The 20041-nt window shown below is 47.8% G+C and carries 19 protein-coding genes; 11 read left to right on the top strand and 8 right to left on the bottom strand.

Features of this window, described 5'->3' with window-relative positions:
* Positions 1-146: 146 nt before the first annotated feature.
* Positions 147-1055 carry a DMT family transporter gene (locus BBA02S_RS04340; protein ID WP_041100493.1) on the bottom strand — a complete coding sequence of 303 codons (909 nt, stop codon included), beginning with the start codon at positions 1053-1055 and terminating at the stop codon, positions 147-149.
* 136 nt (positions 1056-1191) lie between these two features.
* Here BBA02S_RS04340 and BBA02S_RS04335 point away from each other — a divergent pair, with 136 nt between their 5' ends.
* Positions 1192-2613 (top strand): aminotransferase-like domain-containing protein, encoded by a 1422-nt coding sequence (locus tag BBA02S_RS04335; RefSeq protein WP_052475290.1) that lies wholly within the window; start codon positions 1192-1194, stop codon positions 2611-2613.
* Positions 2614-2680: 67 nt separating this feature from the next.
* Here the strand turns inward: BBA02S_RS04335 and sspK are convergent, their stop codons facing one another.
* The 5 genes from sspK to modA form a co-directional block, all read right to left on the bottom strand.
* Entirely contained in the window at positions 2681-2842 is a 162-nt protein-coding gene (gene sspK / locus BBA02S_RS04330) for a small, acid-soluble spore protein K (RefSeq protein ID WP_041100506.1), read from the bottom strand.
* 107 nt (positions 2843-2949) lie between these two features.
* Positions 2950-3744: a histidine racemase CntK family protein gene (locus tag BBA02S_RS04325; protein ID WP_041113916.1), complete on the bottom strand. Its 795-nt coding sequence runs from the start codon at positions 3742-3744 to the stop codon at positions 2950-2952.
* A gap of 28 nt (positions 3745-3772) precedes the next feature.
* Entirely contained in the window at positions 3773-4453 is a 681-nt protein-coding gene (locus tag BBA02S_RS04320; RefSeq protein ID WP_041113915.1) for an ATP-binding cassette domain-containing protein, read from the bottom strand.
* Between the two features lie 12 nt (positions 4454-4465).
* Complete coding sequence (modB, locus tag BBA02S_RS04315) at positions 4466-5152, bottom strand: molybdate ABC transporter permease subunit (RefSeq protein ID WP_041100512.1); 687 nt, start codon at positions 5150-5152, stop codon at positions 4466-4468.
* Positions 5153-5176: 24 nt separating this feature from the next.
* Positions 5177-5974, bottom strand: a complete 798-nt coding sequence (gene modA, locus BBA02S_RS04310) for a molybdate ABC transporter substrate-binding protein (RefSeq protein ID WP_041113914.1) — start codon at positions 5972-5974, stop codon at positions 5177-5179.
* 304 nt (positions 5975-6278) lie between these two features.
* Here modA and BBA02S_RS04305 point away from each other — a divergent pair, with 304 nt between their 5' ends.
* The 4 genes from BBA02S_RS04305 (at position 6279) to BBA02S_RS04290 (ending at position 13406) form a co-directional block, all read left to right on the top strand.
* Complete coding sequence (locus tag BBA02S_RS04305) at positions 6279-7757, top strand: helix-turn-helix transcriptional regulator (protein ID WP_041100514.1); 1479 nt, start codon at positions 6279-6281, stop codon at positions 7755-7757.
* Positions 7758-7971: 214 nt separating this feature from the next.
* Positions 7972-9645 (top strand): urocanate hydratase, encoded by a 1674-nt coding sequence (gene hutU / locus BBA02S_RS04300; RefSeq protein ID WP_041100515.1) that lies wholly within the window; start codon positions 7972-7974, stop codon positions 9643-9645.
* Positions 9645-10949 carry an imidazolonepropionase gene (gene hutI / locus BBA02S_RS04295; protein ID WP_041113913.1) on the top strand — a complete coding sequence of 435 codons (1305 nt, stop codon included), beginning with the start codon at positions 9645-9647 and terminating at the stop codon, positions 10947-10949. The genes hutU and hutI overlap by 1 nt, the downstream gene beginning before the upstream one ends.
* Positions 10950-11135: 186 nt before the next feature.
* Entirely contained in the window at positions 11136-13406 is a 2271-nt protein-coding gene (locus BBA02S_RS04290; protein ID WP_041100518.1) for an S-layer homology domain-containing protein, read from the top strand.
* A gap of 53 nt (positions 13407-13459) precedes the next feature.
* Here the strand turns inward: BBA02S_RS04290 and BBA02S_RS04285 are convergent, their stop codons facing one another.
* Entirely contained in the window at positions 13460-14626 is a 1167-nt protein-coding gene (locus BBA02S_RS04285; RefSeq protein ID WP_041100520.1) for a tetracycline resistance MFS efflux pump, read from the bottom strand.
* A gap of 379 nt (positions 14627-15005) precedes the next feature.
* On the opposite strand from BBA02S_RS04285, the gene BBA02S_RS04280 reads away from it, so the two are divergent.
* The 5 genes from BBA02S_RS04280 (at position 15006) to BBA02S_RS04260 (ending at position 18834) form a co-directional block, all read left to right on the top strand.
* Positions 15006-15356 carry an ASCH domain-containing protein gene (locus BBA02S_RS04280; protein WP_041100524.1) on the top strand — a complete coding sequence of 117 codons (351 nt, stop codon included), beginning with the start codon at positions 15006-15008 and terminating at the stop codon, positions 15354-15356.
* A gap of 20 nt (positions 15357-15376) precedes the next feature.
* The gene (locus BBA02S_RS04275; RefSeq protein WP_041100526.1) at positions 15377-15811 is read left to right on the top strand and encodes a hypothetical protein; all 435 of its coding nucleotides are present in this window, start codon (positions 15377-15379) and stop codon (positions 15809-15811) included.
* Between the two features lie 221 nt (positions 15812-16032).
* Positions 16033-16470, top strand: coding sequence for a hut operon transcriptional regulator HutP (gene hutP / locus BBA02S_RS04270; protein WP_041113912.1), 438 nt, complete (start codon positions 16033-16035; stop codon positions 16468-16470).
* A 251-nt stretch (positions 16471-16721) separates the two neighbouring features.
* On the top strand, positions 16722-18242 hold the full coding sequence (gene hutH / locus BBA02S_RS04265; protein WP_041113911.1) for a histidine ammonia-lyase: 1521 nt from the start codon (positions 16722-16724) through the stop codon (positions 18240-18242).
* 148 nt (positions 18243-18390) lie between these two features.
* Positions 18391-18834 carry a hypothetical protein gene (locus BBA02S_RS04260; RefSeq protein WP_041100532.1) on the top strand — a complete coding sequence of 148 codons (444 nt, stop codon included), beginning with the start codon at positions 18391-18393 and terminating at the stop codon, positions 18832-18834.
* A 41-nt stretch (positions 18835-18875) separates the two neighbouring features.
* Here the strand turns inward: BBA02S_RS04260 and BBA02S_RS04255 are convergent, their stop codons facing one another.
* Entirely contained in the window at positions 18876-19235 is a 360-nt protein-coding gene (locus tag BBA02S_RS04255; RefSeq protein ID WP_041100534.1) for a DoxX family protein, read from the bottom strand.
* Positions 19236-19492: 257 nt separating this feature from the next.
* On the opposite strand from BBA02S_RS04255, the gene BBA02S_RS04250 reads away from it, so the two are divergent.
* Entirely contained in the window at positions 19493-19858 is a 366-nt protein-coding gene (locus BBA02S_RS04250) for an MGMT family protein (protein ID WP_306305163.1), read from the top strand.
* The last annotated feature ends 183 nt before the right edge of the window (positions 19859-20041 follow it).

The following is a 20041-nucleotide window of genomic DNA, read 5'->3' as shown; positions in this document are numbered from 1 at the left end:
TGCCGATGAAGAGTGCAGTTAAAGGTTTTTATAGGGAGATATTCAAGAAAACATAATTTATTCAGCAGAGAATAGGCGGAACGGCAACAGATAGAAGAGCAGGGGAGCGGCTCCTGCTCTCAGGCCGTTAGCGGCGGCTCTTTAGGCTATAGATCACCTTCCAGGCTTTCACACGTCACTGGCAAGGGCTGCTTTCTTTTTTCCGCCCATAGCGGCAAGCTGACACCAACCAGCGTCAGTATCCCTCCGAACAAGGAAAGCCAAGAGGGGACTTCTCCAAGGGCAGCCCACGAAATAATTAAAGCGGCCGCAGGGGTTAAATAAAGGGAGCTTGTCGCTTCAGCAGCTCCTGCCTTTGAAATGACGTAAGCAAGAGCGAAATAAGGAAGAATGGTTGGAAATAGCCCTAAGTAGATGACCGCATAGGTTGAAGCGGGAGCGGCCTGCTTTATTTCCGCCCATGTGCCCGGCAGGAAAAACAGCATGAACAAGGCTCCGGCTAAAATAGTGTAAATGGTAAATGGAATAAATCCATACTTATTTAAATACTTTGCTTGAAAAACGAAGTAACAGCTTTCCCCCGCCGCTGCCACCAGGATCAAAAGGATGCCCGCCGCAACTGCTGATAGCGAATGGCTGCTTCCAAGCGAAATAAGAGCCACACCCGAGAAGGCAATGGCCGAACCGATCCAGCCAGCTTTAGACACCCGCTCCTTCAAGAAAATCGCTGCCAATACGGCGGAGAAAACAGGCGCCACGGATATTAGCAAGCTTGCCGCTCCAGCGCTGACGGTTTCTTCCCCTGCACTTAGAGCCCCGTGATAAACTGTAAACCCTAAAAAGCCGAGCAGTAAAATAACAGGCAGATCTTTTCTTTCAGGCATGTTTATTTTTTTAATCACAGCAAAAATGACTAGCACAACTGCGCCGATAAGCAGCCGAAGCAAGGCAAGATGTTCAGGGCTGTAAGACTGAAGCGCAATTTTAATTCCCGGGAAAGCGGACCCCCAGACGATAATGGTCGTACTATAGGCGATAGCGGTCTTCCAATTCATCGTACTCCTCATTTCTCTTATTTATTAAAAGTCTTTGTGAACTTATAATAAAAGGAACGATAATGGAAATCGCCAACCAATTGATTAGAAAAAAAACCAACAAAAGCACGAACACATACAGGGAGGAGACGGTCATTTGGGAAAGACGCCCCGCTACTTGCAAATTGTTCATTTGATCCGGGAGAAAATAGAGAAGGGGGAATGGGTAGTCGGCAGCAAGATACCTACTCAGCGGGCGATTGCCGAGCAATTTCACGTGAATCGGAGTACAGTCGTTACAGCGATTGAAATATTAAAAGCGGAAGGCCTGCTTGAAGGGCGGGCAGGCAGCGGCGTGTATATCGTCAATAATCAATGGTCGCTTTCAGCTGCTATCTCCCCGCCAAATTGGGATGATTTGGCCCAGTGGTCGCTGCAGCCTCCAAGCAACCATACTGTGCAATTGATTAATGAGCTCGAAAACAGAAAGGACTTGATCCAGTTAAGCAAAGGCGAACTCGGGCCTGATTTGTTTCCTCAGTCTGAAATTTCCGAAGCTCTGGCGAAGGTTTCCGGGCAGCTGCACGGTTTCGGCTACGGGAACGGGCTTGGGGACAGCGGATTGAGGGCTGAGATTAGCAAGCATATGGAAAAGTACGGCTTGTCCATCGCCCCGGAAAGTATTCTTATTGTGTCAGGAGCTTTGCAAGCGTTGACATTGATTACTATCGGCATATTGAAAAAAGGATCTGCCGTCTTTTTGGAGATCCCTTCCTATTTGCATTCCGTTAATTTATTCCGCACGGCCGACATCACGATAAAGCCCGTTGCAGTCACTAAGAATGGCTTGGATATGAAAGAACTTTTTCAGCAAAAAATAACTAAAGGGGCATCAGCTCTCTACGTTAATCCGACCTATCAAAATCCTACAGGCACAACGATGTCTACAGAGCAGAGACAGCAACTAATGGAGAAATGCCGCTATTTTCAATTGCCTGTAATCGAAGATGATATCTTCAGGGATTTATGGATAGACGAACCAGCCCCGGCTCCGCTGAAAACATTCGACCAGGCAGGACAAGTTTTATATGTCGGCAGCTTTTCAAAAACCATTGCCCCCGGATTGCGCATCGGCTGGCTCGCTGGCCCGGAAGATGTCATTCACCGTCTCAGTGATGTGAGGATGCAGACAGATTACGGCTCCAGTTATTTGTCTCAAGTTCTCATTAGGGAACTGCTTCGGTCGGGCTTGTACGAACAGCATCTGCAGAAAGTGAGGAGCCGTTTGAGGGAAAGAAGGGCGTTCCTTCTTCAGGCATTAGCGCTTCATTTAAGCGAATATGCTACATGGCACGCTGCTTCGGGGGGATTCTTCATATGGGTGACATTAAAAAAGAAAATCAATATGTATCAATTGTTTAAAGCATGCTTGAGCAGCGGTGTGCTGATTAATCCCGGCTTTATTTACAATGAAAGCGGCCCGTCCATCCGCCTATCCTATGCCTATGAGGAGATAGAAAAAATGGAAGCCGGCATTATAAAACTGAAGGATGTTTTAAAGGACCACCTGAATCGCTAGCAATGGCTGCTGCCAGTTTATGCTGCCCAGCGAAGAAAGCAGGAGGGAGCACCTCCTGCTTTCCGGTTTAAGATTCTCTTGTTCTTTCGCTGGATGCCTTCATTCGTTCCTGCGGGTGTGTATTCGTTGTTCCGTTTGCCCGCTTGGATGCATACCGCGCTTTTGCTCTGGCTTTTTCGCCTTCTCCAGTCATATTATCATCGGGAAAGTCTTTGGCTTTGTTTCTCATTTTTCTCCTCCAAATACAGAGTTAACATGCGTATCCACGCTTTATTAGTATGGGTCAGAAGGAGAGGAATATCATAAAGAGCCCGATGCAATTTATGGGAGTGGGGTTCAGGGCTGCTCCTCGAGGTTTATGACACCTTCACAAGTGAAGCGCACAGTTGTCGCAATAAAATTTTTTTCACCCGTTTCCACGTAAATGACACCGCCCGGCTGGTGAACTGTCAATGGGCGTTTTTTCCCCAAGTAAACGCCGAGAGCCAATGTGCCGGAGCCGCAAGCCCGCTCGAAAAATTGGCTGCCGGTTTCTTTTACGTAGACGAATGGGCGGATTTCATAGGCTTCATCGGTTAATTTCCGGTATGGAATAATGCCGATCGCCTTGTCGTCAATGTTTCCGATCAGCTGTTTGAGAACTGGCTCAAATTCCTCCTCGTTCAGCCAGCAGCTGGTCAGAAAGTGGGTGATTCCATCCAGGCGCACGAGATGGCCGTCAACTGCCCGGCTGTCTGCGTGAACCGTTAAAGCTTCGACCGAAAGCGGATCCGGCATTTCAGCTTTCGCTTCAAAGAAAGCAGACGACTTTTTCGTTACTTCACAAGCCAGCGGCTGATTTGCACCGGAAGATTCCAATAAAAAGCAGCCATTCGCTGTTATTCCTTTATAAAGACAGTAAGCAGCGGCCGTTAACACCGCATTGCCGCAAAACTCTCCTCCTGACATTTCCAAGCGAAGCACAGCGTCGGCTGTTTTGGGAGAAACAAGGAATCCAACCTGTTCCGCGTGGGCATACTCATAGCTCATCACCGTATTGGCAATAGCTGCATACCGGGCTGCCGGCGGCTGGTTGGTGATTAACACTGTCATATTTTGCGAAGGGCTAGCCTTGACAAAATCAAGCTTCATGATGAAAACTCCTATTCTACACTCATTTTTACAGACGGACGGTTTCGTCTCTGTCCCTAACCTGCTCTTGATCAGCGGGAAGAACCTGTCCTTTTTCGAGAAAGAGAATCGTATCTCCAAGCTTTTCCGCTTCGTCCCGATCATGTGTGACGATCACAAATGGAATTCGCCATAGATCATGAAGACGCAGCAGCTCATTTTGGCACTCGATCCGTGTTTCCTGGTCTAAAGCAGAAAGCGGCTCATCCAGCAGCAAAATAGAAGGCTCGGTAGCCAATGCACGGGCAAGCGCGACTCTTTGTTTTTCTCCCCCAGAAATTTGATGGGGGTACTTGTTGAGCAGGTGGCTAATTCCAAGAACATCCAGCAGCTGCTCAATGAGCAGGGCTGAGCGGCCCTCTGCTTTTTTGGGGACGCCATAATGGATATTTTTTTCCACAGTCATATGCGGGAACAGAGCATAGTCCTGAAAAAGGTAGCCGACCTTCCTTTGCTGGGGAGGAAGGCTTCCCTGCTGTTCATCAAAAAAGACGCGGCTATTTAAGTGAATGGAGCCCGAATCAGGCGAGTCCAGCCCGGCAAGGATGTTCAATATCGTTGTTTTTCCCGACCCGGACGGACCGAACAGCACAAAAATCTCCTCCTCCATCTGCCATTGGATATTCAAGGAAAAATGGGCCAGCTTTTTCTTGATTTTTACTTCAAGCATGTCCTTCTCCTCCTACGTTTCTTTCGCAAAGCGGCGGACATTGCGCTTTGTCCACCAATTCAGCCACATGATCGTGCTGAAACCGAGCGCAACAATCATGATGACCCAAAAGGTTGCTTTTTCCATATGACCCGCTTCCACAGCGAAATAGATAGCCATCGGAATTGTATCGGTTTTTCCCGGAATATAGCCTGCCAGCATTAAAGTAGCGCCGAATTCTCCCAGTCCTCTGGCGAAAGAAAGCACTAAGCCAGCGAGCAGCCCAGGCCAGGCCAGCGGAAAAGAAACAGTCCAAAATACCTTCCATTCTGATGCGCCCATTGTCCGGGCCGCATTTTCCAACCTTGGATCGAGGCTTTCAAAAGAGGCGGCGGCGCTTTGGTACATCAGCGGGAAGGAAACAACAACAGAAGCGATCACCGCGCCGATCCAGGAAAACACAACCTGGACGTCAAACCAAGATAAAAGCCAGCTGCCGATCGGCCCGTTTTTGCCAAAAAGAACAAGCAAACCAAAGCCGACAACTGTTGGCGGCAGAACGAGGGGAAGGAGAAAGAGCGATTCAACAAAACTCTTTCCAAAGAAATTCCGCCGGGCAAGAAGATAAGCGAACAACACTCCGGCTAGAAAGACAATGGAAGTAGAGATGGCTGCCACTTTTAATGATAAAAACAAGGGTGTATAGCTCAAGGTACTCATGGCGCGCTCCTTTCCTGCCCCACGTTAGTTAAATCCATAGGTTTTTAATATTTTCTTCCCCTGCTCGCTGGTGAGATAGTCTAAAAAGGCTTGTGCTGCCTGTGGATGTTCAGAGCTGGCGACGACAGCTCCAGGGTACACGATCGGTTCATGCCATTCCGGCTTGGCTTCGGCGATTACTTTTACTTTATCTGACATTTGGGCATCACTCGAATAGACGATCCCCAGATCGGCATTGTTTGACTCCACATAGGTCAGCACCTGGCGCACATCAGAGCCCAGCACTAGCTTGCTTTGAAGCGGTTCCCATAACTGAAGGTGTTCAAGTGTTTCTTTTGTATACCTTCCAGCGGGTACACTTTCCGGCTCTCCGACAGCCAGGTGTGTAATTTGCTTGGGATCGATTTTCTCAAAGGAAGAAATATCAGGGGAATCGTCTTTGTTCGCAATCAGAACGAGCGTGTTTTTGGCAAACTCCTGCCGGGAATCTGTTTGGATGAGCTTTTTCTCCTGCAGAGTATTCATGTCCTGCTGGCTGGCCGATAAAAAAACATCCGCCGGAGCCCCTTGCTGAATTTGCTGGGCTAGTTTGCCGGAACCGCCGAAATTAAAAGTTAACGTCACCTCCGGATGTTGACTTTCATACGAGGTTTTCAGCTGCTCCAGCGCATCTGTTAAGCTGGCGGCGGCAGAAATGAATAATTCTGCTCGTTCCTTTGGAGCAGCAGCCGAGTCATCAGCTGTTTGCTTGCTGCCGGAGCATCCAGGAGCCGCCAGGAGCAGCAAGCAGACGGCGATCAGCAGCCATATTTTTTGAAACATTGTAAACCCTCCATTCTTTTTTGATGAAACGATCTTCTCATTTCCCCCATTATATAAAACTTGCTGGTGGTAACCAAGCTGTCCCTGCAATCCTTGCTGCAAGGAATAAAAGACCAATAAACTGATTATAAAGAAAAATGCAAAGAATTTGAACGGAATAAAAGAAAGAACACTAGCTTCGCAGACAAGTTGTGACTTTTCCGTTATATAATATTTTTAGGGATAAAGCCGATTATTTTGCTTTTTAACGGACACTGGTTCCAGAACATGGAGGAAAAACGTTAAAAATGGAGAGGAACGGATCATGAATATTCATTTAGTAGCAAAGGATGAATTAGAAGCGCAAGGCATCCGCTGGATGATTGAGTCTCATCTGACCGGGGTCCGGCTGCTTGTATGGAAGACAGTTCAAGAGTTTGAAGAGGCTTTAGAGAGAGAGCCTGCCGCTCTGGCTATTTTAAATATGGATAGCTGGACCGATCAACAGTCGCAGCTTGGAGAAACGTTAAGAAAAAAAGGCGTTCGCTGGCTCGGCATTTCCTCAGAGAGAATCTTCCAGACCGCTTATCGGGCGCTGCGTTACCGTGCAGAAGATGTGTTGTTTCGCCCTTTCTCTCCGCTGGACATGATTAAATGCATCCAGCAGCTGCGGTATGAGCAGCGCAACCAGCTGGTCTCTTTGACGGGCGTCCCAAAGGAAGACTGCAGCCTGGTTGATTATCCCGCCCTTTTTTTATTGGATCGGCCAGTTCCCCAACCGATCATGATGTCCGCTTTTCTAACACCGCAGCAAGCGAAGCTGCCGCTCGTGTATGAGCAGCTTCGGAATCATCCCTTCAGCGGCGGGCATCAGGTATTCGCCTTGTCCGGCTTTATTTTGTGTGTACAGGAGGTGGGGGAGGAAGCGGTTTGTAAAGAGGAGTATCAAGCTTTCTTTGCTGAATGGAAGGAGAGCACGGAAGAACCGCTTGCTATAGTTATTCAAGCCGCGTCCTCTGGGGAAACGTTCAAGGCGGTCTATCAGAAAACACGCGAGCTGACGAGACAGATTTTCTTTGAAGGCTACGATGTTATTTTAGAGGGAGAGGGAACAACTAATTCCCGGGAAATAGATCCGTTCTTAACCCCGCTGGAACAGCGGCAGTGGGTTGAAATGATGGAAAAGGGAGAATCAAAAGTGATTCGCGACTGGATGGAGAGTGCTTTTCTGACAGTTGCTCCGCCTTATCCTGATCCGGAAATGATCCGCATTCGTTTGACGAGTATTTTGGCGCAGGTGCGCAGGCATATGAAGTCCCATGAGCTCCAAAGCCCTTCTATGGAAGCCGGCTATCATACTGTCTTTCAAGAGATTATCCATGAGCCGGTCATGTATAAAATTATCGAAGCCTTCCTGTCTTTCATTGACCGCTTGCTTCTTCAGGAGCACGGGAAATTAAAAGGAGGAAGGCGCTCGCTTGCAGAGAAGACGAGAGAGTTAATGGAAGCTAACTATTGGGATGCAGGCTGGAGCTTAGCCGCATGCGCAGAAGCATTAGGCATCAATAAAAGCACACTTAGCCGCCGCTTTGCTGCCGAGTCGGGCCAGACGTTCCGCGATACTTTGCACCAAGTGCGTTTAAGAGAAGCTAAACGGCTCTTAAAAGAAACGGATTTAACACTGGCGGAAGTGGCCCAGTTAACAGGATATAGCCATCAGACGTACTTCAATGCTAAATTTAAGCTCTATGAATCCATTACGCCATCAGCTTATCGGTCAGGCTATGGGTCTTATGAGAAATAGAAAAGTGGAACCCTGTCTTAATGGACAAGCGTAGCGATTCAGTGTCTGCTGAATCGCTTTTATTTTTAAAAAAAGAAAAGTTCTGAAATAAAATGTAAAAAACGAGAGAAATATAAATTTCTTTTCAACCAAGCATAAAATAATCATCAAATTATAAATAAATAATAGAATTTTCTATATAAAATAAATATAACGAATAAAGGGGGCTGAGAAAATGAACATAATGTCGAATGAGAAAGTCAAGCGCTATCGAGGAACGGATTTGCATACGAAGGGCTGGCAGCAAGAAGCGCTGCTGCGCATGTTAATGAATAATCTCGACCCTGATGTAGCAGAGCATCCGGAACAGCTTGTCGTTTACGGAGGGATCGGAAAGGCCGCACGCAACTGGGAAGCCTTTGATGCGATTGTGAAAACATTAAAGCACTTGGAATCGGATGAGACGATGCTCATTCAATCCGGAAAGCCGGTGGCCGTTTTTAAAACACATCCGGATGCGCCGCGCGCCTTGATTGCCAATTCGAATATTGTGCCCGCTTATGCCAATTGGGAGACCTTTCATGAGCTTGATCGGAAAGGGCTGATGATGTACGGACAAATGACGGCAGGCAGCTGGATTTATATTGGCTCCCAAGGAATTGTCCAAGGCACATACGAAACATTTGCCGAGCTGGCGAAGCAGCATTTTAGCGGTACACTCAAAGGGACACTGACAGTCACCGCTGGCCTTGGCGGCATGGGAGGGGCGCAGCCGCTGGCCGTAACAATGAATGGCGGAGTGTGCATTGCCATGGATGTCGATGAAACGCGAATCGACCGCCGGATTGAAACCCGCTACACAGACGTGAAAACAAACTCTCTTGACGAAGCCATTCAATTGGCAGAAGAGGCAAAAAGGATGGGGAAACCATTATCCATTGGATTGCTGGGAAATGCCGCCGCTCTTCTGCCGGAGATGCTGGGCAGGGGATTTATCCCGGATATCTTAACAGACCAAACGTCTGCCCATGACCCGCTGAACGGCTACATTCCTTCGAATATGTCGATAGAGGAAGCTGCTGAACTTCGGCAGGCCGACCCGGAAGAATATGTGAAGCTTTCTAAAGCTTCGATGGCCGTCCATGTGAAAGCGATGCTTGCCATGATGGAAAAGGGGGCTGTTACGTTTGACTACGGCAACAATATCCGTCAAGCGGCAAAGGATGAAGGAGTAGAAAAGGCGTTTGCCTTTCCCGGCTTTGTGCCTGCTTATATCCGTCCTCAGTTCTGTGAAGGAAAAGGACCTTTCCGCTGGGTAGCCTTATCAGGTGACCCAGAAGATATTTATAAAACAGATGAGGCTATTCTGCGTGAATTTGCCGGCAACGAGCATTTATGCAACTGGATTCGCATGGCACAGAAGAAAATCGAGTTTCAGGGGCTGCCTGCGCGGATATGCTGGCTCGGCTATGGGGAACGAGCCCGTTTCGGAAAAATTTTAAATGACATGGTAGCGAATGGAGAATTAAAAGCACCGATTGTTATTGGGCGTGACCACTTGGACTCCGGCTCAGTGGCTTCTCCCAATCGCGAAACGGAAGCGATGAAGGATGGCTCGGATACTGTATCGGACTGGCCGCTTTTGAATGCGATGGTCAACGCCGTTGGAGGAGCCACCTGGGTTTCGCTTCATCATGGAGGCGGTGTAGGCATGGGATATTCTCAGCATTCCGGAGTCGTCATTGTGGCGGATGGAACCAAAGCAGCAGAAGCACGGCTAGCACGCGTATTGACCACTGATCCGGGGATGGGTGTCGTCCGCCATGCGGATGCCGGCTATGAGCTTGCTAAGAAGACGGCCCGTGAGAAAGGAATTAAGATGCCTATGCTTGAGGAGGGAAACCAATAATGGCGAAACCGATTTGGATTAAACATGCTGCGCAACTGGCAACGCTCGCTTCTGATATCAAGGGGGCACGTTCGAAAGAAGCGATGTCAGAGCTCGGTTTAATTGAAGACGGCAGTTTATGGATAGAGGACGGGAAAATCAAAGCGGCCGGGACAACGGCAGAAGTAGAGAAACGCTATAAAGACCGATTAAGCGAAGCGGGGGTTGTTGATGCTTCCGGCCGTTTAGTGACACCGGGGCTAGTTGATCCGCATACCCACGTGGTATACGGGGGAAGCCGGGCACGCGAATTTGAAATGCGTCTTGAAGGCGCGTCTTACATGGACATTATGAATGCGGGGGGCGGCATTCACGCGACTGCCCGCATGACGCGGGAAGCGCCAGAAGCGGAATTGATCGAGCAAACCGCCCGCCGTCTAGATTCTTTTTTAGCCCATGGAGTGACGGCAGTAGAAGGAAAAAGCGGTTACGGCATGAATATAGAAACGGAAGTAAAGCAGCTGCGGGTCATGAAGCAATTGCAGCAGCGGCACCCTATCGATCTGGTGCCGACATTTATGGGCGCTCATGCCGTCCCGCCGGAATTCAAAGGACGGGAAGATGAGTTTGTGGATCATCTAATTGCCGATATGCTGCCTGTGATTGCGAAGGAAGGACTGGCGGAGTTCAATGATGTCTTTTGCGAAAAAGGAGTATTTACCCCTGAGCAGTCAGAGCGGATTTTACAAGCGGGAAAGACATATGGATTAATCCCGAAAATACATGCCGATGAAATTGAACCGTATGGCGGTGCCGAGCTCGCAGCTAAAGTAGGCGCTATCTCGGCGGAGCACTTGCTTAAAGTGTCGGACGAAGGCATCGAAGCGATGGCCAAAGCCGGAACGATTGCCTGTCTTTTGCCAGCTACCGCTCTATATTTAAGAGAAGAGGCGGCAAAAGGAAGAAAAATGATTGATGCCGGAGTCCCGGTAGCTATATCGACCGATTGCAATCCCGGCTCCTCGCCAACTACCTCGATGCCGCTCGTAATGAATTTGGCCTGTATTTCTATGAGAATGACCCCGGCAGAAGCGCTAACAGCCGCCACCTATAATGCTGCTTGTGCGATAAACCGCGAAATGCAAATTGGGTCATTAGAGGCTGGCAAGCAGGCGGATATCGTCTTATGGAATGTACGAAGCTATCAGGAACTGCAATATTTATTTGGTGTGAATCACGTTCACTCGGTCTGGAAAAAGGGAAAGGAAGTCGTCAATCATGCCAAACAGCTGTCTCCTGCCAATACGCAAGCGCTGACAAAGTAAGACAAATGTTTTCACGTGAAACATTTTGAAGAGGAGAGCCTTTCAAAAAGCTTCGCTTTAATGAGAGGCTTTTTTGATGAGCAAATGTGCAGCAAGGCCGGCTGTTGAAATTGTCAGCTGTAAAAATTTCTCTTGTGTTATAATCTTTCTGTAATATTTTAACTAGAGTAATAGAGGAGAATCATTATGCGAAAAATTGTAGGGAGTTTGGCGGCTTTGCTCTTTATATTGGCCTTTGCTTTCCCTGCTTCTGCCCAGTCCTTGAAGGATATAGAGAACCATTGGGCAAAGAAGGAAATTGAATGGCTCACTAGCAAAGAAATTGTTAGCGGTTTCGAGGATGGAACGTTCCGGCCGTATACTCAGGTGACCCGTGGCCAATTTGTTGCTTATCTGGTTCGTTCGCTGGAGTTGCCGGCCGGTGACTCAGCATTTCCGGATGTTCCGGCCAGCAGCCGTCTGTATAAGGAAATAGCAGCGGCTAAAAAGGCTGGACTGATTACTGGAAATGATAAAGGATTGGCTCTTGCCGATGCGCCAGTCACGCGGTCAGACGTGGCTGCTATGCTTGACCGGGCAATGCAGTTAAAGGGAGACTACACAAAGAGGCAGCCGCTCACCTATGCGGATGCCTCAAAAATTGGGAAATACGCCTACCTGTCTGTGGAAAGAATGAGTTATTACGGCTTGATCAAAGGAACGGCCGATAATAAATTTGAACCGCAAAAAATAGCTACACGGGGAGAAGCGGCTGTATTCATCTATCGAATGCTGGAAAAGCTCGGCATGGTCGATAGCGAGAATGAGCCCGGGCAAACAGACAGCCAGGAGGCAGAAATTCCGATTGCCGATCAGCAGTCTGTAAAGGTGCGCATGAATACGAAAGGCGTGCCGCTGACGTACAACAAAAAGAAAACGGACGCTCATATTCTTTCGACCGATGTGCATTATTATTATCATGTAGGGAAGGCATCCAATCCGCTTGGCTCCCTGCAAGTCACCCTGCGCAAGCTTGACAATGGCGATACATTTGTTTTTACAAAGTTTGTACATGACGGCACGGACGCTTACTCCGCTTCTGTCATTCTGCCGTTTGAACAGGCGGATAGCTACTCGTTAGCCAAATATTCCTCCTTCGGGTCGGTGAACCAACAGCACCATGGTGTGTTTGGTGTAGATAAAACCTCTCACCCGATCGGGATTTTATCTGTAAAAAAGGGTTCAGCTATTCAAAATGAAGTGATGCTGGGCAAAAACTATCTTTCTGTTCAACGGCAAACGAATTACCCTAACGGACAGCGGTCCGTTATCCGTGAACTGCTCGAAGAAAAAGAGAGCTATGAAGTTGGAAAAGATCCAGACAGGCAAACAATGACCGCCCGGATAGATATGGATGTACGAGGAAAAGCAGTTTCCGAATCCTGGATGCTGATCTCCGGAAAGCCGCTCTTTGCTCATGCTACGCACAGAGATGATTGGTTTAAGCGCACGATTACTGATTATATTTCTATCAATAACTGGCTGACAGCGGACGGAGCTTATACTAAATTGCCATGGTCGATTGAGCCTTCCCATCAAATGGGGTATGGACGCAATGTAGGCCGCCTGCAAGGGGGCGTTTACCTAACAGCCTACAAGGAAAACAAGGAACGTTATCTTCGTGATCTTGTTGTGAATGCGCTGGCCGATTTAGATACGCTTTCGGAGGGAGGCCTGACAGCCGGCCAAAATCCCATGTTTGAAACAGAGTATACAAGCTCCGGATTGAAATCCCAATATGGACTGACAGCACCCTATATTGATACACGCCATAATGAAAATGCCGCTCTGTTCTTAAAGAATACAGCTGAGATATTAAATATTCCAAGTTTGAAAGCCGCTAATCTGCGCTACGCTGATTTTCTGGTATCACAAAAAGGGGTTGGAAATATTATTCCAGTCACCGCATCCAGTTATTTAATTGCTGATTATTATAAAGCAGGCGGACCAAAAGTAAGAACTCACGCTTCCTTGAACCATACCCTTGGTGAAATGAGGTTTTTGCTGGAGACTTATAAGCAAACGCAAAATGCTGCTTATTTGACAACTGCCCGTCAGCTAAAGGCCGGTGTGGAGAACTTAAACTGGGTACGGCCGAATGGGGATTTATGGTACCAATATAACGGCAATCAAGTATTTAAAGGCAACGATTATGAAAATTTAACCTTGATGGATCTGTTATTAAGTCAAAACATCTTTGCGGAAACAGGCATTCCGCGCAGTAAAGCCTTTGACGCCATGATCAAGCAAAAAACCCAATACCTTGTTGACAATGAGAGGCCGATAATTCCGGCAGTCATCCAGCTTCTTCGTGAGCAGGGCTTTGGTGATATGGTTAATCAAGCTTATCCTGCAAGCACGAGAAAAGCGGACGTAGAAGACCGTCCGAAAGATGCGCTTGATTTGCTTGCTGAATAAAAAAAGCTGTCCCAGCCAAATTTGATTGGCCGCGGGACAGCTTTTTTTCTTTTTTAATGGGCAATCTTTCTCGCCTGGCTAGTGTAGAAGCGATATAACATAAAAGCGATAACGGACAAGAGGATGCCAGAAATATATGGCAGACCGATCGCGAGCGAGAACAGCCAGCCGCCTAACGGAGGGCCAGCGATCCGGCCAAGTGAATCAAAGGATGACAGCAGGCCTGTCGCACTGCCATGTCCGCTCTTTGATGTTTTCGTCAGCAGGGCAGAGACTCCCGGACGAATCATGCCGTTGCCAATTCCGAAGATCGTAAGGAAAATAGCGGCAGTGGCAAAATTGTTAGTGAGCAGGATCAGACCGAAGCCAATTGCTGAAATCGCGATGCCCAGCTGAATGACGAATCCTTCACTGAACTTCTTCGTTAGTCTGCCAACGAGCCCTCCCTGTACAATTGCGCTGGCAAAGCCCATAATCATAAAGATATAGCCTAAATTGACGCTTTCAAGTCCGGCTTTTTTGGCGCCGTAGTAAGCAAACGTCGCCTCTAGGCCAGATAATGACAACGAAATGAATAACTGCAGCACCAACAGGATAGAGACAGGACCGCGCATGGCCCGGCGAAGCGGTTCCCTTTCGCTGTGTGTTCCGTGCCGGTTTTCAGGCGCCAATGATTCTTTCAGCACGAAGAGAACGAGAAAGAAAGTGAACAATGAAGACGCTCCAGCAATATAAAAAGGCATGCTCAAGCTTTCTTTTGAGAACACTCCGCCGATAGCCGGGCCGAAAATGAAGCCGAGCCCGGTAGCAGCGCCGATCACTCCCATCCCTTTGCCGCGTTCCTCCGGCGTGGTGATGTCAGCCGCATAGGCCATTACTGTAGGCATATTGGCAGCAGATAAGATACCGCCAATAATCCTTGCTGCAAACAGCATCCATAGCGAAGAAGAAATCCCCATCAGGAAAAAAGAAAGGGCAAGGCCAAAAATTCCAATCATGATAACCGGCTTTCTGCCAATGCGGTCAGATACCCGGCCCCACATCGGCGCGAACAGCAGCTGCATTAATGAATAGACAGCCATAAGGAGGCCGAGCTGTGTAGGCGAAGCGCCGATATTTTCGGCGTAAAACGGCAGCACAGGAATAATGATCCCGAAGCCGACCATAACAAGAAACATGACAATAAATAAAATAGGCAAGGCTTTTTTCGTTTCCGGCATGACCATTCCTCCAATTTTGTTAAATAATCAAACATGCTGTTTAGAAGTGATGCTGGGAAGTAAGTATGAATACAATAAATGAGCCAGCTTAATTAGTTTAACAACAAAATATAGAAAAGAAAACTAGGGGAGCCTTTATTTGGGGAATGAGCAACCTCTAATGCCGGCTATTGAGCGTTGCGGCTTCTTTTATAAGCGGAATTAGTCATTTTATGCGCGGATCAGCTGGATTTATGCGCGATCCCAGCCAATTTATGCACGGAAATGATAAAAATATGCACGCTTCTCTTTTTCTCTCAGGGAAGTCTGATGTTTTTGCGGCTGCCGGCAGATGGAGTATAATGAAATGGAATTCTATTAGCAAAGGTGGGTTTTGCCGATGACGAACGAGAAGGACAATACTAATTTACCCCCGAAAACATGCACGATTGAACGGTTAGTGACGCTTCCGGCAGATGTTGAAAAGGTGCTTAACGGACAAAAAACGGCTACGCGCCGCAATGGAAGATACGCTGATATTGGCGAGGTTATGACGCTGCAAGGGAAAGACTTTGTCGTAGAGCGTGTATATTCCCAGTCGCTTGGCGAGCTGACCGATGAGCAAGCAAAGCAAGAGGGATATGAAAGCTTGGAAAAATATAAGGAATCGATTCTATCCATACATCCAGGCATGCCTTGGCTGCCCAGCATGAAAGTGTGGGTGCATGAATTTCAGCCTGTAAAGAAATAACGTAATAGTAAGGACGGACTATGTATTATCAACTTCTTGTGTATACACATATTGTTAGCGCCGTTGCATCAATCGGCCCGTTTTTCGTGCTGCTCGCAGTGATTAAAAACATGCGGGCAGCCGGAGCCGAGGCGCAGCGGGCTTATATTCATGTATTCACCGTCTCTGTCAGAGTGGTGAAGCACGCGGGCCATGTATTGGTGGCCTCCGGTATTTTGCTTCTTATAGATGGGCCGTGGCCGTGGATGACATCCTGGGTGGTCATGACAGTGATCATAATGTTCAGTTCGGTATTTTTTCTCGCCCGGGCGTTTTCACCGACATTGCGAAGATTTGAGGAGCCCGGTGCAAATAAACAAGTGCTTATGGACAAGCTTCACCGTTCTGTGTGGATGTATATCTTTTTATTGTTGCTCATGCTCTGGTTTATGACCGCGAAGCCGAATGTATGGTAATGGCATTGGCTTCATCTGTGAAAAAGAAAAGACTAAGGGAAGGCAGCCTCAAAAGCATGCCTTCCCTTAACTGTTTTTTTATCCCAGGAAAAGCTCTTTACTCTGATAACATGGTAATATACTAAAATTTTCCAAATAATAATTGACGAGCATTTTTAGCTGCGATTATAATAAGTATAAGTAATGAAAGTTTTTTATTTTCAGACTTTGGCGGTGGTTACATGTCACAGACAATAAAAATCGGCAAAATTGCCACCTTGCTGGCCATGTTAAGCGATGAGGAGGGCCGCTTGTTTGAAGAGATGCTTGATCAAGTGTCCTTCTGCCAGGGCAAAGTAGGCTCCATGAACACACAGAAGGTGATTTCAGCTGTAGAGACGGCGGTGAAAAGGCATCAGCTCATTGAAGAGAATAGATACAGGGAGACGCATGCCCTGTATCATGCCATTCTTGAAGCGCTTGAAGGAGTGACGAGAGGGCAGCTGGCCATAGGTGAGATGATGAGAACCGTAGGACTTCGCTTTGCTGTAGTGCGGGGAAAGCCGTACAAAGAAGCAGGCGAGGGAGAGTGGCTGGCGGTCGCTTTTTACGGGACGATCGGCGCGCCGGTAAAAGGATTGGAGCATGAGGCGATTGGTCTCGGCATTAATCATATTTAAAGAGCTTATAACAGAGGCCGCCTATAGAGGCAGCGATGCGGGCAACTAGTTGCATCGACCTTGAATGCCGGCTGTATCAAGCAACGAGTCAACTGAATAGAATAATCATAACCTATAGTAACGAGATGTTAGGAGGTGATGATGGCTTATTTAAATAGGCCATTATCGCCTCCTTTTCTATTGTCAGAAACAAAGCGGCAAGACCGGCGTTTCAGGCAACAGGTTGACATGGAAAAAAGGGGGAGCAGGAAATGGTTGAGTTAACGGGAGGATCTTTAACGGTTGAACAGGTGAAACGAATTTGCTTCGAGCAGGAGAAAGTTGTTATTTCCAAGGATAGTATGGAACGGGTACTCAAAAGCCGGCGGGCAGTGGAGCAAATTGTTAAAGAGAAAAAGACAATCTATGGCATTACAACAGGCTTTGGAAAATTCAGTGATGTAGTCATCAACGAAGAAGATGTCCAGGAGCTGCAGCTCAATTTAATCCGCTCGCATGCCTGCGGAATCGGACATCCCTTTCCTGAAGTGGTTTCCCGCGCTATGATGGTGCTGCGCTTAAATGCTTTGTTGAAAGGTTTTTCCGGTGTTCGCCCGGCAGTAGTGGAAACGTTGGCGGCGCTGATCAATGAAGCTGTGCACCCGTACATTCCCCAGCAAGGCTCGCTCGGAGCATCGGGAGATTTGGCCCCGCTTTCGCACCTTGCCCTTGTGTTGATCGGTGAAGGCAAGGTGCATGGGGAGAATGGCGAACCTGTAGAGTGTGCTGCTGTGCTTCAGAAAAAAGGAATTGAACCGATTGTTTTGCAGGCAAAAGAAGGGCTGGCTCTTATTAACGGCACACAAGCAATGACAGCGATGGGAGTTATCAACTATTTGGAAGCAGAACAGCTGGCCTATGACAGTGAATGGATTGCTGCTTTGACGATGGAGGGACTCGAAGGAATTATCGATGCGTTTCATCCAGCTATTCATGAAGCCAGAGGCTATCCGCAGCAGCTTGCTGTTGCTCAGCGCATCAGCGAATGGCTGGAGGACAGCGGGCTCATCACACGCCAGGGTGAAAAGCGGGTGCAGGATGCCTATTCTATCCGCTGCATTCCGCAAGTGCATGGTGCTTCCTGGCAGGCGCTGGATTATGTGAAGGAGAAGCTGGAAATTGAAATCAATGCGGCTACCGATAACCCGCTTATTTTTGAAGGAGGCGCTCTTGTGATTTCAGGCGGCAATTTCCATGGCCAGCCGATTGCCTTGGCAATGGATTTTATGAAAATAGCCGTAGCCGAACTGGCTAATATTTCTGAGCGGCGGATTGAGAGGCTTGTGAATCCGCAGTTAAATGATCTGCCCCCATTCTTAAGCCCGGCCCCCGGTCTGCAGTCTGGTGCAATGATTATGCAGTATGCCGCTGCTTCTCTTGTATCGGAAAATAAAACTTTAGCTCATCCGGCAAGCGTTGATTCGATCCCGTCCTCGGCTAACCAGGAAGACCATGTAAGCATGGGAACGATCGCCGCCCGCCACGCCGGTTTGATTATCCAAAACGCCCGACGCGTGCTGGCGATTGAGTGTATTTGTGCCATGCAGGCATTGGAATACAGGGGAATAGAAAAATCTTCCCCGAAGCTCCGCGCTAAATGGGAACAGCTGCGCAGCATCGTGCCAAGTATAAAGAAGGATCGAGTGTTCTCGGAGGACATGGAAAGGATGAACCAGGCCCTTCACCCAATTACTGCTGAACGTCTCAAAAAAAGGGTGTCTGACCTCGCTTGAAACTGAAAAAGCTGCCGGTTCTTTTAAAGAATCGGCGGTTTTTTTCGGTTAGACCCTGCCTCTTTCAAAAAGTGCGAATGTGGTATGATGAGAGAGAATCCATGTAAAAGATCTGAACGAAGCCAATTTGCAGAAGGAGACGATCAAGTTGAACCAGTTCCTGACACTTTTAGTCTGCTTAATTGGAATGCCGACAGCCGGTTTTTTAGTTTATCGATTACTTGAATGTTTAATGAGGCGTATAGACGTTAAAGAAGAAGAAAAAAGGAAACTGGCGGAGCTTAATCAGCTCGGTGAATGCAGTCATTGCGGGCGGTTAAGCCGGATGTATCAACGCGAGCTGGCTCGCTGCAGCTTGCTCCTAAGCGAACGTCCAGAAGGAAGATCCTCACTCCCTTGTCCTCATTGCAAGCAGGAAGCGGACTATTTCCCTGTTCCGGCAGCTCTTCCTTTCCATGATACCCATCCGGATTGTTTGCCCCTCCAGAAAAGTGAGTATGCCGAGTATTACAAGGAAAAGGAGCAATGGGCACAGCTTTTATATTTATCAAAGCCCGCTCGTCCCTTGATGAAAGAGGAAGGGGAAGCATAAGGCCGTTTTAAAGGGCGGCTGCCTCCCCTGAATCCGGCGAGCTAGCGCTCTAATTTTTTCGCTCCTTTGATCAATGCCCATTGCAAGGGCAAGCGTCCCCACAACAGCGGCTTCGGCAATTGCTTGCCATTGAGCGGCAAATTTTTTGCGGCCATATAAAGGTTAGCCGGAAATACAGCCGTTAAGAAGGACGGCAGCAGCCTTGCAACAAAGTTGACACCCTTGTTGATAAGAAGCAAGCCGCCGAACAAGATTTCCATGACACCAGTGATCCACACAATTTCTTTTTTAAAGGGAATTTGACGGGGAATGATCGTTTGGAATCCTGCTGTGCGCGTAAAATGAAGGATACCCGCAGCAAGAAATCCTGCTCCATATAAAAGCCGCAATATTTGTTTCACTAAAACCACTCCTTCTTCAGACTAGTGGACAGATACTCTATTTCTTGCGGTCGACTTGCCAAGAAAAGAGATATTGTCTGCAGTCACCTTTTTTCCTTTACCCTATTATGAACAAGGCGGGCATCAAAAAATAAAAATAGCTCCAAGGTTGGAGATCAAATGATTTCTTGGGAAATAAGCCATTGATCTGGCGAAGAAAGTTTCCTCGGAAGGAGTTGTTTTTTCATTAAAAGAAATAGATGTATGGGGGTGTCTTTTTGGGAAAGAATGAGCAATTAACACCGTTTACCGCGGAAGTAATTCGTATCTTAAAGAAAATTCCTTCCGGATGTGTTGTCACATACGGCCAGGTGGCGCGCATGGCGGGTAGCCCGCGTGCTGCCCGGCAAGTGGTGCGCATTCTGCATTCCATGAGCCGGAAATATCAGCTGCCTTGGCATCGGGTCGTGAATGCAAAAGGGGAAATCGCTGTGCCGGATGCTGATTCCCGTCAATGGCAGCGAAGCTTGCTGGAAAAAGAAGGTATTGTGTTTACGAAAGACGGGCGCGTAGACTGGAAGCAATTTGACTGTTTGGCGAAGGAAGAGGGCACAGGAGAAGAACATGGCACAAAAGAGTCATGAAGCCATTCGTCATTCAATATATAGTATAAGTGACCTTCTCTTTTTTGCTCTATTCAACCAGCCAAAAATGAACAAGGCCAGACAATAGATCGATAAATGAAGAAAGGAGCTGATCGGAGCAGATAGGCGGTCTCCCTTTCCAAAACTGTTTTTTTTGGCTAGAATGGAAAAGGGAAGAATAGT

The sequence above is a fragment of the Bacillus badius NBRC 15713 genome (assembly GCF_001591605.1).
GTDB lineage: Bacteria > Bacillota > Bacilli > Bacillales > Domibacillaceae > Pseudobacillus > Pseudobacillus badius.
Note: the sequence above shows the minus strand (reverse complement) of the source record. Positions and strands in the feature narration are given on the sequence as shown.

Bases quoted from the DNA above. Each gene is read 5' to 3' on its own strand.
- BBA02S_RS04305 (WP_041100514.1), top strand. From the start codon at position 6,279: ATGAATATTCATTTAGTAGCAAAGGATGAATTAGAAGCGCAAGGCATC.
- BBA02S_RS04320 (WP_041113915.1), bottom strand. From the start codon at position 4,453: ATGCTTGAAGTAAAAATCAAGAAAAAGCTGGCCCATTTTTCCTTGAAT.
- sspK (WP_041100506.1), bottom strand. From the start codon at position 2,842: ATGAGAAACAAAGCCAAAGACTTTCCCGATGATAATATGACTGGAGAA.
- modA (WP_041113914.1), bottom strand. From the start codon at position 5,974: ATGTTTCAAAAAATATGGCTGCTGATCGCCGTCTGCTTGCTGCTCCTG.
- BBA02S_RS04280 (WP_041100524.1), top strand. From the start codon at position 15,006: ATGACGAACGAGAAGGACAATACTAATTTACCCCCGAAAACATGCACG.
- BBA02S_RS04285 (WP_041100520.1), bottom strand. From the start codon at position 14,626: ATGCCGGAAACGAAAAAAGCCTTGCCTATTTTATTTATTGTCATGTTT.
- hutH (WP_041113911.1), top strand. From the start codon at position 16,722: ATGGTTGAGTTAACGGGAGGATCTTTAACGGTTGAACAGGTGAAACGA.
- BBA02S_RS04325 (WP_041113916.1), bottom strand. From the start codon at position 3,744: ATGAAGCTTGATTTTGTCAAGGCTAGCCCTTCGCAAAATATGACAGTG.
- hutI (WP_041113913.1), top strand. From the start codon at position 9,645: ATGGCGAAACCGATTTGGATTAAACATGCTGCGCAACTGGCAACGCTC.
- BBA02S_RS04340 (WP_041100493.1), bottom strand. From the start codon at position 1,055: ATGAATTGGAAGACCGCTATCGCCTATAGTACGACCATTATCGTCTGG.
- BBA02S_RS04290 (WP_041100518.1), top strand. From the start codon at position 11,136: ATGCGAAAAATTGTAGGGAGTTTGGCGGCTTTGCTCTTTATATTGGCC.
- BBA02S_RS04275 (WP_041100526.1), top strand. From the start codon at position 15,377: ATGTATTATCAACTTCTTGTGTATACACATATTGTTAGCGCCGTTGCA.
- hutU (WP_041100515.1), top strand. From the start codon at position 7,972: ATGAACATAATGTCGAATGAGAAAGTCAAGCGCTATCGAGGAACGGAT.
- hutP (WP_041113912.1), top strand. From the start codon at position 16,033: ATGTCACAGACAATAAAAATCGGCAAAATTGCCACCTTGCTGGCCATG.
- modB (WP_041100512.1), bottom strand. From the start codon at position 5,152: ATGAGTACCTTGAGCTATACACCCTTGTTTTTATCATTAAAAGTGGCA.